The following is a 14,006-nucleotide window of genomic DNA, read 5'->3' as shown; positions in this document are numbered from 1 at the left end:
GGTTTTAAATGTTTGCATCAATATTCTTTACAGTTTTAATAGTATTAGTTATAGTTTTAGCTTTTTCTACTATTAAAATAGTAAAACAATCAGAAGTTATTATAGTAGAAAGATTAGGGAAGTATTGGAAAACAGGTGAATCAGGATTAAATATAGTTATTCCTATATTAGATAGAGTTGTTAAGAGAATAGATCTTAGAACTCAAGTTATAGATTCTCCACCACAACCTGTTATAACTAAAGACAACGTTACAATGTCAATTGATACAGTTGTGTATTATCAAATTACAGATTCTTTTAAGGCAACTTATGAAATAGCTAATTTAGTTCAAGCTATAAGATATTTAACAACTACTACATTAAGGGATGTAATAGGAACTATGGAACTAGACAGAACGCTATCTTCAAGAGATGATGTAAATAATAAACTTAGAATAATACTTGATGAAGCTACTGATAAATGGGGAGTAAGAGTAGAAAGAGTTGAAATTAAAAACATAGATCTTCCAGCGGATATAAAAGAAGCAATGGAAAAACAAATGAGAGCAGAGAGAGAGAAACGTGCAGTTATACTTCAAGCAGAAGGTACAAAACAAGCTGCTATAACTGGGGCACAAGGACATAAAGAATCTCAAATATTAAAGGCAGAAGGTGAAAAGCAAACTGCTATACTTCATGCAGAAGCTAAGAGAGAATCTCAAATTAGAATTGCAGAAGGGGAAGCAGAAGCAATCAATAAAATTGCAGAAGCAGAAGCAAATAGAGTTAGAATGGTATATGAAGCTCTTAAAAATGCTAATGTGGATGAAGCAATGTTATCTGTTAAATATGTAGAAGCATTAAGCGAAATGGCTAAAGGTGAAAATAAAGTATTCATTCCATATGAATCACAAGGATTACTTGGAAGTATAGGAGCTATAAAAGAACTAATAGCTGATAAAAAATAAATTTAAAGAATAAAAATGTCTTAAGGATTAAACCTTAGGACATTTTTTACGCTTAAGGCTTATCACAATATAACTTTAAATTGTATATAATTCAGTATGAATGTTATCAAAGGAGTTGTATTAGATGAGCAAAATGAAATTGCTTCCATATAAAGTAAATGAAGTTAGTAGAGAGACTAAAATAGTTTCCTATGGGGTTAAAATGATTAGAGCTGATAAATTTTGGGCTAAATCAAACCGTGGAAAAGGAATTACGGTAGCTATTATAGATACGGGTTGTGATGTTGAACATAAAGCACTAAAAAATAATATAGCACACACAAGAAACTTTACAAAAGATGATAACTCAAATAAAGATATAGCTAATGATTATGTAGGCCATGGAACTCATGTTGCTGGAATTGTTCTTAGTGTTGCGCCTGAATGCAGTCTTATGATTTTAAAGGCTTTAAATGGAGATGGAGAAGGCGAGTATAAATGGATAATAAATGCTATTAATTATGCTACAAGTAAGAAGGTAGATGTTATAAGTATGTCATTAGGTGGATATATTGATGATGAAAATCTTCATAAAGCTATAAGAAAAGCTGCAAGCAATAATATATTAGTGGTCTGTGCAGCAGGAAATGATGGAGATAATAACTCATCTACAAATGAATATTCTTATCCAGCTGCATACAGTGAAGTTATTTCAGTTGGAGCTGTAGATGAGAATGCTAAACCTGCATATTTTTCAAATAGTAATAATTATCTAGACGTAATGGCACCAGGAGTAGGCATTTTGTCTACTTATAAAAATAACTCGTATGCAATTTTAGATGGAACAAGTATGGCGGCTCCTCATGTTAGTGGAGCACTAGCTCTTATAAAGAACTACTCAGATGGAGCGTTTGAAAGAGAACTAAGCGAGTCAGAAATATATGCACAACTTATTAAGTTTACTTTAGATTTAAGTTATGATAAAAAGGTTCAAGGAAATGGATTAGTATTTTTAGAAAGTCCTAAAATTCCTAAAAAAGGATTTAAATAAATGATAAAACTAATATTTGATATTAAAAATATAAAAAAGGACAAGAATTAATTTATAAATATGAAAAGAAAAAGCATTAACATAATTTGTTATTGCTTTTTCTTTTTTAATATATGCTAAAATTTGATATAATTATACATATAACTATATGAAGGTGAGAGGTTTTATATGAAAAAAGAATTTATTGTAGTAGATTTAGAAACTACTGGTTTAGATCCATACAAAGGTTGCGAGATTATAGAGATTGGTGTAACTGAAATTATAGATAATAAAATAGGTAGAAATTATTCAAGATTAATAAAACCTAATGGAATAATTCCTACATTTATAAGTGATATAACTAATATAAGTAATGAAATGGTGGAAAATGAAAAAAGTTTAGAAGAAGTTCTACCTAAGTTTAGAGAATATGTAGGCGAAAAAACAATAATTGCACATAACGCTAAATTTGATTTAAAGTTCTTGAATTTTTATTTAGACAAAATGGGTCTAGAGCCTATTAATAATCATATATGTACTTTAGAACTTTTAAAGCAGAACAAAGAATATAAAGGAAAAAATAAAAAATTAGAAACTGCGTGTGAGTACTATAATATAGAAAATAAAAATGCACATAGAGCAGATAGTGATACACTAGCTACTGCAAAATTATTTCTTGAACTAAATAAGTAACAAAAAACCCTTATACTTACTAAAATAAGTATAAGGGTTTTTTAAGTATACAAAATTGAATTTGCTTTTTTAGTGTTTATTTATACTTAAAAATCATAGTATATATAAGTCATAAAAATGCAGAGTTAGGAGTGACAGTAATGGGGGTTATGATAGGAGTGTTTTTAGGTGGTGATACTATATTATGGATATAATTACTAATATAGACTTAAAAATAATAAAACCTTTAAAATCTGAAGGGGTTAATTCAAAGTTATATTTAGTTGAAGATAGTCAAATGGGGAGACAATTCATATTAAAGAAAATAAAAAAATCATCTTTTAAAAATCCAGAAAAATGTTTTGAAGAACCGAAAAAAATATGTAAAGCAAATCATCCGAATATAATAAAAATAAATCATGTATCATATGATGATGAAAATATATATATAACAATGCCTTATTATAAAAATGGATCACTATATCATTTATTAGAAACAAGAAATTTAACTATACGAGAAATAAAGAATTATGCACTAGATTTCTTGTATGCTGTTGAGTATATACACAATATAGGAATTGCACACTGTGACATAAAACCAAATAATATACTTATAAGTAATGAAAATAAAGCTGTATTAACTGATTTTGGCTCAGCTGTATATTTAAATAAAAATGGAGTTGGTAAATTAAGAAATGTTTATTATAAACATATAGCTCCAGAACAATGTAAGAGCACTGTTATAGATAGAAAAGTTGATATATACCAAATAGGTACAACTTTGTATAGAATGTGTAATGGAAATTTAGAATATAATAATCAATTAAAAAAATATAAAGATATAAACATGGTTAAAGTAGCATCAGCATGTGGAAAATTCCCTAAAAGAAATAAATATTTACCACATGTTCCTAAAGACATGATAAGTATAATTGAAAAATGTATAAATGTAAGTCCACAAGATAGATATGAAAATGTATCAGAGATAATCAATGATATTAAGTGTATAAATGAAAACTTAGATTGGAAATACGAAGGTAGTGATGAAAATCATTACTTTACAAGAAGGAACAATGACAATACTATTATACAAATTATAGTTAGTGAGGATTCAGGTTATTGGAATATAAAAACTATAAGAGTTAATAAGGAAAGCAGAAAATATAATATATATAAAGGTTATTGTTATGAATATATAGAAAAAAAATCTGAGGCTTTTAAGGAAGTAAATAAAATAATAGCCTTACTTTCATACCGATCAAAGTAAGGCTTTTAAAGGGGTAAAATATATTATAAAAAGGGGTTTATTAGGGAATATATTTTATTTGGGGAGTAAAAATTTTAAGGTTATCAGGGGAATAACCTTCTGAAATAATAATAACAAGATTCGACAAATATGTCAACAATTTTCGACAAAAAAGTATAAAATAAATCAAATTGAATTTTGCATTTGAAAATAGACAAAAAAAGAAAAGCTATTAGCTTTTCTTTTTTTTGTCTATTTTATTTATGTATTATTCTGGTTGAGGAGCATCAACAGGACATACGCTGTTACAAGTTCCACATTCTATACATACATCAGGATCTATAACGTATTTGTCATCTCCTGCAGATATACAACTAACTGGACATTCTGGTTCGCATGCTCCACAGCTTATGCAAGCATCATTTATTTTGTAAGCCATAATAAATACCTCCTAAAATTTTGTGTCAGATTTTATTATACCCTAAAAAATCAAGTTTACACAAAAATTTCAAAATTTATATAAAATAATTTTAAATAATAAGCACAAAAAAACATAAAACTATATACAATTAAAGTTTTGATTTATTTGGCATAAAAAGGTATAATTACTCATATATTTAAAAAGGAGAGAAAAAAATGAGTTATTATGATGATGGAAATAATAAAATAAGGCGTAAGAAAATTAGCTCTCATAATGTAAACTCAAAAACTCAAGTTATTAAAAAAAATAACATAAATAGAGCTGAGAATAGTATTAATTATGATAATAGAAAAGAATATACAAGTAGTGGGAAAAGAGTTGAAAAAGTAAGAGCTAAAAAGAAATTAAGAAATAAAAAGTTTTTAGGAGTACTAAAAAAATCATTAATATTTTTACTTATAATATCATTTGTAGGGGCTATAGCTGGAAACGCATTAATGAATGTAATGTTTAGAAATACTCCTGAACTTACATACTCATATATGAAGGACAAGTCAATAAGTAGCGAATATGTAAGTATAAGTAAAATTCCTGTGAATTTACAAAATGCTATAGTTTCTATAGAGGATGAACGATTTTATGATAATAAAGGTGTAGATTATATGGCTTTAGCTAGATCGATGGTACACAATGTTTTCAGTAAATCTACACAAGGTGGAAGCACACTTGAAATGCAACTTTCAAAGAATCTTTTAACTACTACAGACCAAACTATAAAAAGAAAACTTAAAGACATGTATAACGCTAAGCAAATGAATAAACATATGAACAAACGAGAAATATTAGAACTTTATTTAAATAATATATATTTAGGAAAAAGTTCATATGGAGTCGCAAAAGGAGCCGAAATCTATTTTGACAAAAACGTAAGTGAACTTAATTTAGGTGAATGTGCGCTATTGGCTGGGATAACAAACAATCCAGGACTATACTCCACAGATTATGAAGCAGCTAAAAAAAGACGAGATATAATTTTATATAAAATGCAAGAATTAGGATATATAACTAAAGATGAATATGAAACAACTAAAAAGCAAGAAACTCCAATGAATATAAAGTAAAAGAGGTGTATCATGAGTAATTTAAAATTTAAATTTAGAGAAAAAGAGTATGAACTAAATGAAAGCAACTGTAGTGGGCTAATAAATGATGAAGAAAAGCCAGTATCTAATATAGATTTAGATGAGGTTTTAAGATTATTAAACCAAGATGAAAATATTGATTTTGATTTAGAATACTATCAAGAAGCTTGTCCAGAGTGTTTAGCTGGAGTTAAAGAAAAACAAAAATTCTTTGGATTCTTAGAATATCATTTTTATGTATTTTCAAAAGATGGTAAATATGTAATTAGTGATATAGATAAAGAATATGAAGGAATGTCATTTAATAAGTTAAGTAGAGCTGGGAAAGTAGATGATAGTTATATAGTAAGTATAATAATATGTGAACATTGTAGTGATTATATAGTTCAAATAGAAAATTGTATAGTATAAAAAGCTGCTTTTATAGCAGCTTTTTTATTTTTATATATAAGTATTGAAGACAACAGTTACTTGAGCTGTAACTACTAAATCCCCAGATGAAAGATAAGGAGAGCTTGCATATCCAACATCTCTTTTACTTACAGAATAAATTGAAGTGCTATTTTCAAAAATACTTTCAGGTAAAGGTCTTAATTTTATACCAAGGTTTTTAGCTAATAATGCACCTTTATCCAATGCATCTTGAGTTGCAGCTAAAAGTGCATCTTTATAATGAGGAGCTGTATCTGATATAGTAAATGAAATATTAATATTACTATTAGCGCCGTTTTCTATAGCCAAAGAATAGACATCGCCTAAATTTTTTAGATTAGTGATTTCAACTCTTAAAGTAGTAGTAATTTCATACGCTACAAGTTCATTTGATATATTATCATATTTTTTATTTATAGAAACATCATAAGCATTTATATTTTCTTTTGGAATGCCATAATCAGTTAGACTAATTATTATAGCATTTACAGTATTTGAATTTTCTACTTGAGCTACTTGAACATCAGGATTAGATGTAGTTACACCTACTGTCAACAAAGCTAAGTCAGCTCTAACCTTAACAGTTCCAACTCCATTTATAGAGAGTTGTCCTTTCTCTCTAATTGCATTCATATTCATATATTGCATAAAATATCCCCTTTCAACAATCACATATACTATAAATATACTAATTTAAAATAAAATTTATTCCTAAGATAAGGCTTGATTAGAAAAAATGATATATAGTAAAAGTACTATAGCTGAAATAAAATTTAAAAGGTAGTATAATAATGTAAGTAAAAAAGAACTAGATTTTTATTTATATACAATTTTACATATAAAGTTAGGAGGTAAAAATGCAACCATTAGCTGATAGATTAAGACCTCAACAAATAGATGACATGATAGGGCAAACTCACATAATAGGAAAAGGGAAAATTATAAATAAACTTATTGAAAATAAAACTATTCCAAATATGATTTTATATGGTCCTCCTGGTACAGGAAAAACTACATTAGCGAATATAATAGCTAATGTAACAGGTAAAAAATATATAAAGTTGAACGCAGTTAACTGTGGAACTAAAGAGATTAAAGATGCTATAGATAGCAGTAAGAGAGATTTATTTTCGTATAACGGAATAATTTTAATGCTAGATGAGATACAAGCTTTGAATAGAAAGCAACAACAATCACTTCTTGAAGTTATAGAGGATGGATCAGTTACATTAATAGCAAGTACAGCTGACAATCCATATTTTGTAGTATATAAAGCTATATTAAGTAGAAGTACTATATTCGAATTTAAACCAATAAATAAAAATGATATATTTGAAGGTCTAAAAAAATCTGTAGAAAAAATTAAAAAATTTAATACATATGATTCTATAAATGTTGACGAAAATGCATTAGAGTATATTGCTCAAACTTGTAATGGAGATATGAGAAGTGCGTTAAACAAGCTAGAGCTAGTTGTAAATTTAGGGACAGATATAACAAATAATAGTGTAAATATAACACTAGAAAATGTTATGGATTGCTCAACTGTAAAAATGATGAATTTTGATAGAGGTGGGGATGATGGATATTCTATACTATCTGCATTTCATAAATCTCTTAGAGGCTCAGATGCAGATGCAGCCATACATTATTTAGCAAGGCTCGTAAAAGCAGGAGATATACAAGGAATAACAAGAAGATTATTGTGCGTTGCAAGTGAGGATGTAGGACTTGCTGTTCCTCAAGCTATAACCATAACTGAAGCTTGCGTTTCAGCAGCTCTTCAACTAGGGTTTCCAGAAGCTAGAATTCCTCTTGCACAAGCTACAATATACTTAGCTCAGTGCCCTAAGTCAAATTCAGTAATAAGTGCTATAGATTTAGCATTAGCTGATTTAGATAGCATAGAAACAGGTGATATACCCATGCACTTAAAAGATGCTCATTACTCAGGAGCAGCTAAGCTAGGTAGAGGACTTGAATATAAATATCCTCATGACTATGATAATAATTATGTAGATCAACAGTATTTACCTGAGCCTATAAAGGATAGAAAGTATTATAATCATGGATTAAACAAAAATGAAAAATCATTTGAGCAGTATTGGAAAGTTTTGAAGAATAAAAGTGAGTAGTTAAAATTAAGAAAGGTACAGCTTTGATGCTGTACCTTTTTATTATATTCTTTTATATATTAGTGGATCTACAAATCCAAAAGTTATTTTATCGTTTTTATAAAAAACTTCGCTTACATATAATGTAGAGTCTTCTATTCTTTCTTTTAGTTCAAATTTAGTTACAGGTGAAAAATGACTGATACTTTCTCCCGTAAATACTCCGTTAGATTCATCATAGACCATAGGAGTAAATTTTTCAGATACGATTAAATCATTATAATCCATTGTTAATGATTCGTTATCATTTCTAAAATCTTCTTTTTTAACTCCTCCAGGTAATTCATATGATGTTAACACAACCTTATTATCTTCATTTAGTGTAAATAAAAATAAATGAGGTAATATGTTGCTGAAATTACCTTGTTTATAATAACTTTCCTCTATAACAAAGTAACCTTTAAAATCTTTCGGTAAATTTTTAATTTTATCATTACATATACCATTTATATGTTTTGCATAAGGGTGTTTTACCTTACCTTTTTTCAATTCAGATTCTATTTGCTCATCGTTATTAAATGTTCCACATAAATTTTTAACAAAGACATCTAATACAGTCATAATTAACCCTTCTTTCTGAAATTATTAAAACTAATATATCACTATGAAAATACATTTTCAAGTAATTTGACTATAAAAATAAAATTTTGTTTTAATTTGATATAATTATAAAATAATAACTAATTTAATGAAGGAAAAAAGCCTTATAAAAAAGAATAAATAAATAACTAATAACATATTATTTAGCATTAAACTTATATGTCGGAGGATAAAATGATTCTAAAGTTAGATGAATGTTACCATAATCAAATTATTGAATACTTAAGAAAAGAAGAAGATTTTAATTTATTTGTAATAGGAGATATTGAAAGATATGGATATGATAATCAATTCTTTAATATATGGGGAGATTTAAACACTGTTGGGGATATAAATGGATTACTTATACAATACTTTGATTTATTAACGTTGTATTCTTATGACAATAGCGACTTGACTTGCTTTATTGATCATATAAGCAACCTACCATTTAGCAACATAAATGGAAAAATTGAAACTTTAAAATATATAGAGCCATATATTAATTATGATAGAAAAAGAATTGTGAACTTTTGTATATTGAAAAATAGAAGCTATTTAAATGAATATAAATTAGATAGTGATGTTAAAAAAATAAGATTTGGAAAGATAGGTAAAATACTAAGTTTATATGAAGATATAAATGAATTTCAAAAACCTACAATACAAAGTATAAGAGAAAATTTAAGAACTGGAAGAGGTTATTACATTGAAAAGGATAAAAAAATTGTATCTATGGCAAAATCTACATCAGAAAGCTCTACACATGCAATGATAGTTGGAGTAGGTACACACCCTATGTATAGGAATAAGGGATATGCAACAAAATGTATAGTTAAGTTATGTAATAATTTGATAAATGAAAAAAAGAAGCCATGCCTATTTTATGATAATGAAGATGCGGGAAAAATTTATAAAAAATTAGGGTTTAAAGAAGTCGGTCAGTGGGTAATTTATTATAGGTAAAGAATAAAAAGAGTTGAAAACACAAGGTTTTAACTCTTTTTTTAATTCCTACAAAAATAGTATGAATTTAATGTTGACAAGATCACTAGGATATAATAAAATAATCTTGAAGATAAAACCTAGTAAGTTAGTCGGGAATACCTATTTGAAAAGAAGGTGTATAAAATGAAGTTATCAACTAAAGGTAGATACGGACTAAAAGCAATGTTTGAGCTTTCGTTGACACAGAAAAATGGACCAGTTCCATTAAGACAAATAGCTCAAAAGCAAAATATATCAGAGCAATATTTAGAGCAAATATTTTCAGCACTTAAAAAAGCTGGATTGATCAAAAGTGTAAGGGGTGCTCAAGGAGGATACTTATTAGTTAAAGAACCTAAAGATATAACTGTAGGGGATATACTAATAGTACTTGAAGGTCCTGTTTCAATATCAGATTGTGTAGTAGATGAAGATATATGTGAAAACTCTGGAATATGCGTTACCAAAATTGTTTGGGAAAGACTTAAAAAAGGTATTGAAGATGTTATAAATTCAATAACACTTCAAAACATGATAGATGATTACAATAAAAATAAAAACATAAATGATATAACAGATTTAATTATAAAATAGATTTAGGAGATGAATGAAATGGAAAAAAGAAAAATATATATGGATTATTCGGCTACAACTCCTGTAAAACAAGAAGTATTAGATGCTATGATGCCTTACTTCACTGAAACTTTCGGAAATGCATCAAGTTTTCATTCTTTCGGGAGAGATGCAAAGAATGTTTTAGATAAATCAAGAGAAACTGTAGCTAATCTTATAAATGCAAAACCAAATGAAATATACTTTACAGCTGGTGGAACAGAAAGTGACAACTGGGCAATAGAAGGAGTTGCTTTTGCAAATAAGGCTAAAGGAAATCACATAATAACTTCTAAAATAGAACATCATGGTATATTACATGTTTGTGAATATTTAGAAAAGCATCACGGATTTGAAGTAACATACTTAGATGTAGATGCTGATGGTAGAGTAAATGCTGAAGATGTTGAAAAAGCAATAACAGATAAAACTATATTAATAAGTATAATGTTTGCTAACAACGAAGTAGGTACTATACAACCTATAAAAGAAATAGGAGAAATAGCTAAAAAACATAATGTTATATTCCACACAGATGCTGTTCAGGCTGCTGGAAATATACCAATAGATGTTAAAGAGTTAAATATAGATTTAATGAGTATGTCATCTCATAAGATTTATGGACCAAAAGGTATAGGTGCTTTATACATAAGAACTGGTGTTAAATTACACACATTCGTTCATGGTGGAGCACAAGAGAGAAGAAGAAGAGCAGGTACAGAAAATATACCAGGTATAGTTGGATATGCAAAAGCATGTGAACTTGCAAAAGCTAACATGGAAGAGCATATAGAAAGACTAACAGCATTAAGAGCTAAACTTATAGATGGTATACTAGAAAGAATACCTCATACAAAAGTTAATGGAAGCTTAGAATACAGACTTCCAGGAAATGTAAACTTCTCATTTGAGTTTATAGAAGGAGAAGGAATACTATTAATGCTAGATATGTTAGGTATAGGAGCATCAAGTGGATCAGCTTGTACTTCTGGATCATTAGATCCATCTCACGTTCTTATGGCTATGGGGCTACCTCATGAGATAGCTCATGGATCATTAAGACTTAGTATAGGAGATTTTACAACAGAAGAAGATATAGATTATATAATAGATAACTTACCAAAAATAATAGAGAGACTAAGAAGTATGTCACCATTATACAACAAGTTAGAAAAGGGAGGTAATTAATATGCAATACAGTGAAAAAGTTATGGATCATTTCATGAACCCAAGAAATGTTGGAGAAATAGAGGATGCTAGTGGAATAGGAGAAGTTGGAAACGTTAAATGTGGAGATATAATGAGAATATATCTTGATATAGATAATGACACTAAAATAATAAACGATGTTAAGTTTATGACTTTCGGATGTGGATCAGCTATAGCAAGTTCTTCTATGGCTACAGAATTAATAAAAGGTAAAACTATAGAAGAAGCTTTAGAAATAACAAATAAAGCTGTTGCAGAAGCATTAGATGGATTACCACCAGTAAAAATGCACTGTTCAGTATTAGCAGAACAAGCTATAAAAGCTGCTTTAATAGATTACTCTAAAAAGAATAATATACACATAGCTGCTTTAGATGGTGTTGTTATAGAAGATGATCACGATCATCACCATGATTTAGAAGAAGATTTAGTTTAAAATTAAGTTCCACTCGGTTCAGTTATGTATGTTTCCTTCACACGACGTACTATGTACGTAAGTGTTCTGTCAACATACATAACTAAACCTTAGATAATCTTAATATTTAAACTTTGGATAGAGACGAAAAAAGAGGACATTTATAACTATAAGTTATAAATGTCTTTTTTTTGTGGAAATTTTTATAAAAAATGAAACTTTTTTGAATAATTTTTCGTCTAATATATGAAGATATTTTTAGAAAGAAATAAAATTGTAAGAAAATCTTAAGATTTATGTTAAGAAAATCTTAAGATTTATAGTTTATTATATAAATATAGAAAAAATAAAGATAGAAAGGTCGGGATATTGTATAATCAAAACTGATGATTAAATGAAGTGAGGTAAGTATATGAGCAATATTTTAGTTGTTGATGATGATAAAGAAATAGTAGACTCGATTGAGATTTACTTAAGAAATGAAGGATTTAATATATTTAAAGCTTATGATGGTATGGAGGCATTAGAAATTTTAGTATCAGAAAATATTCATCTGATAATTATGGATATAATGATGCCTAAATTAGATGGAATAAAAGCTACTATAAAAATTAGAGAAGAAAAAAATATACCAATAATATTAGTATCTGCAAAAAGTGAAGATAGTGATAAAATTATTGGATTAAATATTGGAGCAGATGATTATATAACAAAACCATTCAATCCATTAGAACTTATAGCAAGAACTAAATCGCAACTCAGAAGATACATAAATTTAGGAAATTACGAATCTGTAGAAAATAAAGATATTTTACAAAGTGGAGATCTTAAATTAAATATTAATAGTAAAGAAGTATTTGTTGATGAGGAATTAGTTAAACTTACGCCTATAGAATTTAAGATTTTAAATCTTTTAATATCTAATAAAGGTAGAGTTTTTTCAATAGATGAAATTTATGAAAGAGTTTGGGAAGAAGAGAGTTTTAACTCAGAAAATACAGTCAGTGTTCATATTAGGAGAATTAGAGAAAAAATTGAAATTAATCCTAAAGAACCAAGATACTTAAAGGTGGTGTGGGGCGTTGGATACAAAATCGAGAAGTTATAATATTTTAAAAATTAAAAGATGGAATATACAGTTAGTAATGCATTTTGCACTTTTACTTATATTTTTCTTTATGGCGCAAGTTGGAGCTGTTTTAATAGGGTTTACATATTTAGAAGGACAGTTAGGGCTACAATTTTTAGTTTTAGCAGTTTCAAATTTTATTTTTTACAAAACTATGAGAGCTATGAATTTATTATAGGTAAGATAAGAAATGGGTGAATCAATGAAAAAGATAAACAAAAAAATATTAAAGTTTATAACTTTAATCATATTATTAATTTCAACAGCAATATGTGGAGCAATAGCTGGGGATTTATTTTTTGGATATACATACAGGCAAATAAAGCCAAGTAATTTAATCAACAATTCAAATATACCACATGCAAGTAATTTTTTTGAAAGTGATGCATTTGAAAGTAGGATTCTTCCAAATATATTAACAAGCATGGAGATATCAACATCAAGTAAATATCCAAAGGAAGAGATAGTAGATGCTAGAAGAAGATTAGATGAAATTAAAGGTATGAAATTTTTTATTGAAAATAATTCTACGGGAGAAGTTTATAGCAATACTAGCTTCATAAATAACGAAGAGTTTAGAAAATATCAAAAAGATTATTATAATTTAGATATAGATTTTCAAGATAATTCCGTTACGTATACTAAAATTATAAATAACAAACGAAATGAATATAAGCTAAATAGAGCAAATAATTATTGGGGTACGGAAGAGAATCTTAAAATAAGCATGTCATTGCCGAAACAAATTAACTATAAGTTAGACTATTATGATAGCTTGGGCTTTAAATGGAATTACAATCAGTTTCAGCATTATAAAAATTTATCAAAAGATTTAATTAAAGTTTTAATAATATCAGCTATCATATCAATTATTTCATTAATAACATTTATAAAAAATAAAGAAAAACTTATAAATAAAGATAGTTTAATATTAAAAATATATACAAGAATACCTTTAGAAATATATACTTTTATATTTTTAGTATTGGGTATGTTTTCAATTTTAGACGTAAGTTCTAGGTGGTCTGTAAT

17 protein-coding genes are annotated in these 14,006 nt (G+C 27.5%); 14 read left to right on the top strand and 3 right to left on the bottom strand.

Annotated features, from left to right (window positions below; all coding sequences use genetic code 11):
- Positions 1–8 precede the first annotated feature (8 nt).
- The 4 genes from RWY47_RS05500 (at position 9) to RWY47_RS05485 (ending at position 3,895) form a co-directional block, all read left to right on the top strand.
- A complete protein-coding gene (locus RWY47_RS05500; protein WP_021429891.1) occupies positions 9–947 on the top strand; it encodes an SPFH domain-containing protein in 939 nt (312 codons plus the stop codon).
- A gap of 124 nt (positions 948–1,071) precedes the next feature.
- Complete coding sequence (locus tag RWY47_RS05495; RefSeq protein WP_021429963.1) at positions 1,072–1,977, top strand: S8 family peptidase; 906 nt, start codon at positions 1,072–1,074, stop codon at positions 1,975–1,977.
- A gap of 168 nt (positions 1,978–2,145) precedes the next feature.
- Positions 2,146–2,649, top strand: a complete 504-nt coding sequence (locus tag RWY47_RS05490; RefSeq protein WP_021429918.1) for a 3'-5' exonuclease — start codon at positions 2,146–2,148, stop codon at positions 2,647–2,649.
- A gap of 184 nt (positions 2,650–2,833) precedes the next feature.
- Complete coding sequence (locus RWY47_RS05485; RefSeq protein WP_168932156.1) at positions 2,834–3,895, top strand: serine/threonine-protein kinase; 1,062 nt, start codon at positions 2,834–2,836, stop codon at positions 3,893–3,895.
- A 247-nt stretch (positions 3,896–4,142) separates the two neighbouring features.
- Here RWY47_RS05485 and RWY47_RS05480 read toward each other — a convergent pair whose 3' ends face one another.
- A complete protein-coding gene (locus RWY47_RS05480; RefSeq protein ID WP_021429849.1) occupies positions 4,143–4,313 on the bottom strand; it encodes a 4Fe-4S binding protein in 171 nt (56 codons plus the stop codon).
- A gap of 197 nt (positions 4,314–4,510) precedes the next feature.
- Here RWY47_RS05480 and RWY47_RS05475 point away from each other — a divergent pair, with 197 nt between their 5' ends.
- Together RWY47_RS05475 and RWY47_RS05470 are read left to right on the top strand one after the other, a co-directional pair.
- The gene (locus tag RWY47_RS05475) at positions 4,511–5,416 is read left to right on the top strand and encodes a transglycosylase domain-containing protein (protein WP_168932155.1); all 906 of its coding nucleotides are present in this window, start codon (positions 4,511–4,513) and stop codon (positions 5,414–5,416) included.
- Positions 5,417–5,428: 12 nt separating this feature from the next.
- Positions 5,429–5,848 (top strand): DUF3785 family protein, encoded by a 420-nt coding sequence (locus RWY47_RS05470; protein ID WP_168932154.1) that lies wholly within the window; start codon positions 5,429–5,431, stop codon positions 5,846–5,848.
- Between the two features lie 30 nt (positions 5,849–5,878).
- Here RWY47_RS05470 and RWY47_RS05465 read toward each other — a convergent pair whose 3' ends face one another.
- Positions 5,879–6,517, bottom strand: coding sequence for an SIMPL domain-containing protein (locus tag RWY47_RS05465; RefSeq protein ID WP_142730441.1), 639 nt, complete (start codon positions 6,515–6,517; stop codon positions 5,879–5,881).
- A gap of 209 nt (positions 6,518–6,726) precedes the next feature.
- On the opposite strand from RWY47_RS05465, the gene RWY47_RS05460 reads away from it, so the two are divergent.
- Positions 6,727–8,004: a replication-associated recombination protein A gene (locus tag RWY47_RS05460; RefSeq protein WP_168932153.1), complete on the top strand. Its 1,278-nt coding sequence runs from the start codon at positions 6,727–6,729 to the stop codon at positions 8,002–8,004.
- A 42-nt stretch (positions 8,005–8,046) separates the two neighbouring features.
- On the opposite strand, the gene RWY47_RS05455 is transcribed toward RWY47_RS05460, so the two are convergent.
- Entirely contained in the window at positions 8,047–8,604 is a 558-nt protein-coding gene (locus tag RWY47_RS05455; RefSeq protein ID WP_224170859.1) for a hypothetical protein, read from the bottom strand.
- 213 nt (positions 8,605–8,817) lie between these two features.
- Between RWY47_RS05455 and RWY47_RS05450 the strand changes: the two genes are divergently transcribed.
- The 7 genes from RWY47_RS05450 to RWY47_RS05420 all read left to right on the top strand — a co-directional run.
- On the top strand, positions 8,818–9,588 hold the full coding sequence (locus RWY47_RS05450) for a GNAT family N-acetyltransferase (RefSeq protein WP_224170860.1): 771 nt from the start codon (positions 8,818–8,820) through the stop codon (positions 9,586–9,588).
- Between the two features lie 165 nt (positions 9,589–9,753).
- Entirely contained in the window at positions 9,754–10,203 is a 450-nt protein-coding gene (locus RWY47_RS05445; protein ID WP_021429944.1) for an RrF2 family transcriptional regulator, read from the top strand.
- Positions 10,204–10,221: 18 nt separating this feature from the next.
- Entirely contained in the window at positions 10,222–11,409 is a 1,188-nt protein-coding gene (gene nifS / locus RWY47_RS05440) for a cysteine desulfurase NifS (RefSeq protein WP_021429866.1), read from the top strand.
- 1 nt (position 11,410) lies between these two features.
- Complete coding sequence (nifU, locus tag RWY47_RS05435; RefSeq protein WP_021429900.1) at positions 11,411–11,866, top strand: Fe-S cluster assembly scaffold protein NifU; 456 nt, start codon at positions 11,411–11,413, stop codon at positions 11,864–11,866.
- 391 nt (positions 11,867–12,257) lie between these two features.
- Positions 12,258–12,953 carry a response regulator transcription factor gene (locus RWY47_RS05430; protein WP_021429919.1) on the top strand — a complete coding sequence of 232 codons (696 nt, stop codon included), beginning with the start codon at positions 12,258–12,260 and terminating at the stop codon, positions 12,951–12,953.
- Positions 12,928–13,152: a hypothetical protein gene (locus RWY47_RS05425; protein WP_021429896.1), complete on the top strand. Its 225-nt coding sequence runs from the start codon at positions 12,928–12,930 to the stop codon at positions 13,150–13,152. The genes RWY47_RS05430 and RWY47_RS05425 overlap by 26 nt, the downstream gene beginning before the upstream one ends.
- 24 nt (positions 13,153–13,176) lie before the next feature.
- On the top strand, positions 13,177–14,006 hold an 830-nt coding region (locus RWY47_RS05420; protein WP_316030267.1), incomplete at its 3' end, for a hypothetical protein.

This window comes from Paraclostridium sp. MRS3W1 (assembly GCF_032465715.1).
Classification (GTDB): Bacteria; Bacillota; Clostridia; order Peptostreptococcales; family Peptostreptococcaceae; genus Paraclostridium; species Paraclostridium dentum.
Note: the sequence above shows the minus strand (reverse complement) of the source record. Positions and strands in the feature narration are given on the sequence as shown.

Bases quoted from the DNA above. Each gene is read 5' to 3' on its own strand.
- RWY47_RS05460 (WP_168932153.1), top strand. From the start codon at position 6,727: ATGCAACCATTAGCTGATAGATTAAGACCTCAACAAATAGATGACATG.
- RWY47_RS05475 (WP_168932155.1), top strand. From the start codon at position 4,511: ATGAGTTATTATGATGATGGAAATAATAAAATAAGGCGTAAGAAAATT.
- RWY47_RS05465 (WP_142730441.1), bottom strand. From the start codon at position 6,517: ATGCAATATATGAATATGAATGCAATTAGAGAGAAAGGACAACTCTCT.
- RWY47_RS05480 (WP_021429849.1), bottom strand. From the start codon at position 4,313: ATGGCTTACAAAATAAATGATGCTTGCATAAGCTGTGGAGCATGCGAA.
- RWY47_RS05495 (WP_021429963.1), top strand. From the start codon at position 1,072: ATGAGCAAAATGAAATTGCTTCCATATAAAGTAAATGAAGTTAGTAGA.
- nifS (WP_021429866.1), top strand. From the start codon at position 10,222: ATGGAAAAAAGAAAAATATATATGGATTATTCGGCTACAACTCCTGTA.
- RWY47_RS05445 (WP_021429944.1), top strand. From the start codon at position 9,754: ATGAAGTTATCAACTAAAGGTAGATACGGACTAAAAGCAATGTTTGAG.
- RWY47_RS05430 (WP_021429919.1), top strand. From the start codon at position 12,258: ATGAGCAATATTTTAGTTGTTGATGATGATAAAGAAATAGTAGACTCG.
- RWY47_RS05485 (WP_168932156.1), top strand. From the start codon at position 2,834: ATGGATATAATTACTAATATAGACTTAAAAATAATAAAACCTTTAAAA.
- nifU (WP_021429900.1), top strand. From the start codon at position 11,411: ATGCAATACAGTGAAAAAGTTATGGATCATTTCATGAACCCAAGAAAT.
- RWY47_RS05490 (WP_021429918.1), top strand. From the start codon at position 2,146: ATGAAAAAAGAATTTATTGTAGTAGATTTAGAAACTACTGGTTTAGAT.
- RWY47_RS05455 (WP_224170859.1), bottom strand. From the start codon at position 8,604: ATGACTGTATTAGATGTCTTTGTTAAAAATTTATGTGGAACATTTAAT.
- RWY47_RS05470 (WP_168932154.1), top strand. From the start codon at position 5,429: ATGAGTAATTTAAAATTTAAATTTAGAGAAAAAGAGTATGAACTAAAT.
- RWY47_RS05450 (WP_224170860.1), top strand. From the start codon at position 8,818: ATGATTCTAAAGTTAGATGAATGTTACCATAATCAAATTATTGAATAC.
- RWY47_RS05500 (WP_021429891.1), top strand. From the start codon at position 9: ATGTTTGCATCAATATTCTTTACAGTTTTAATAGTATTAGTTATAGTT.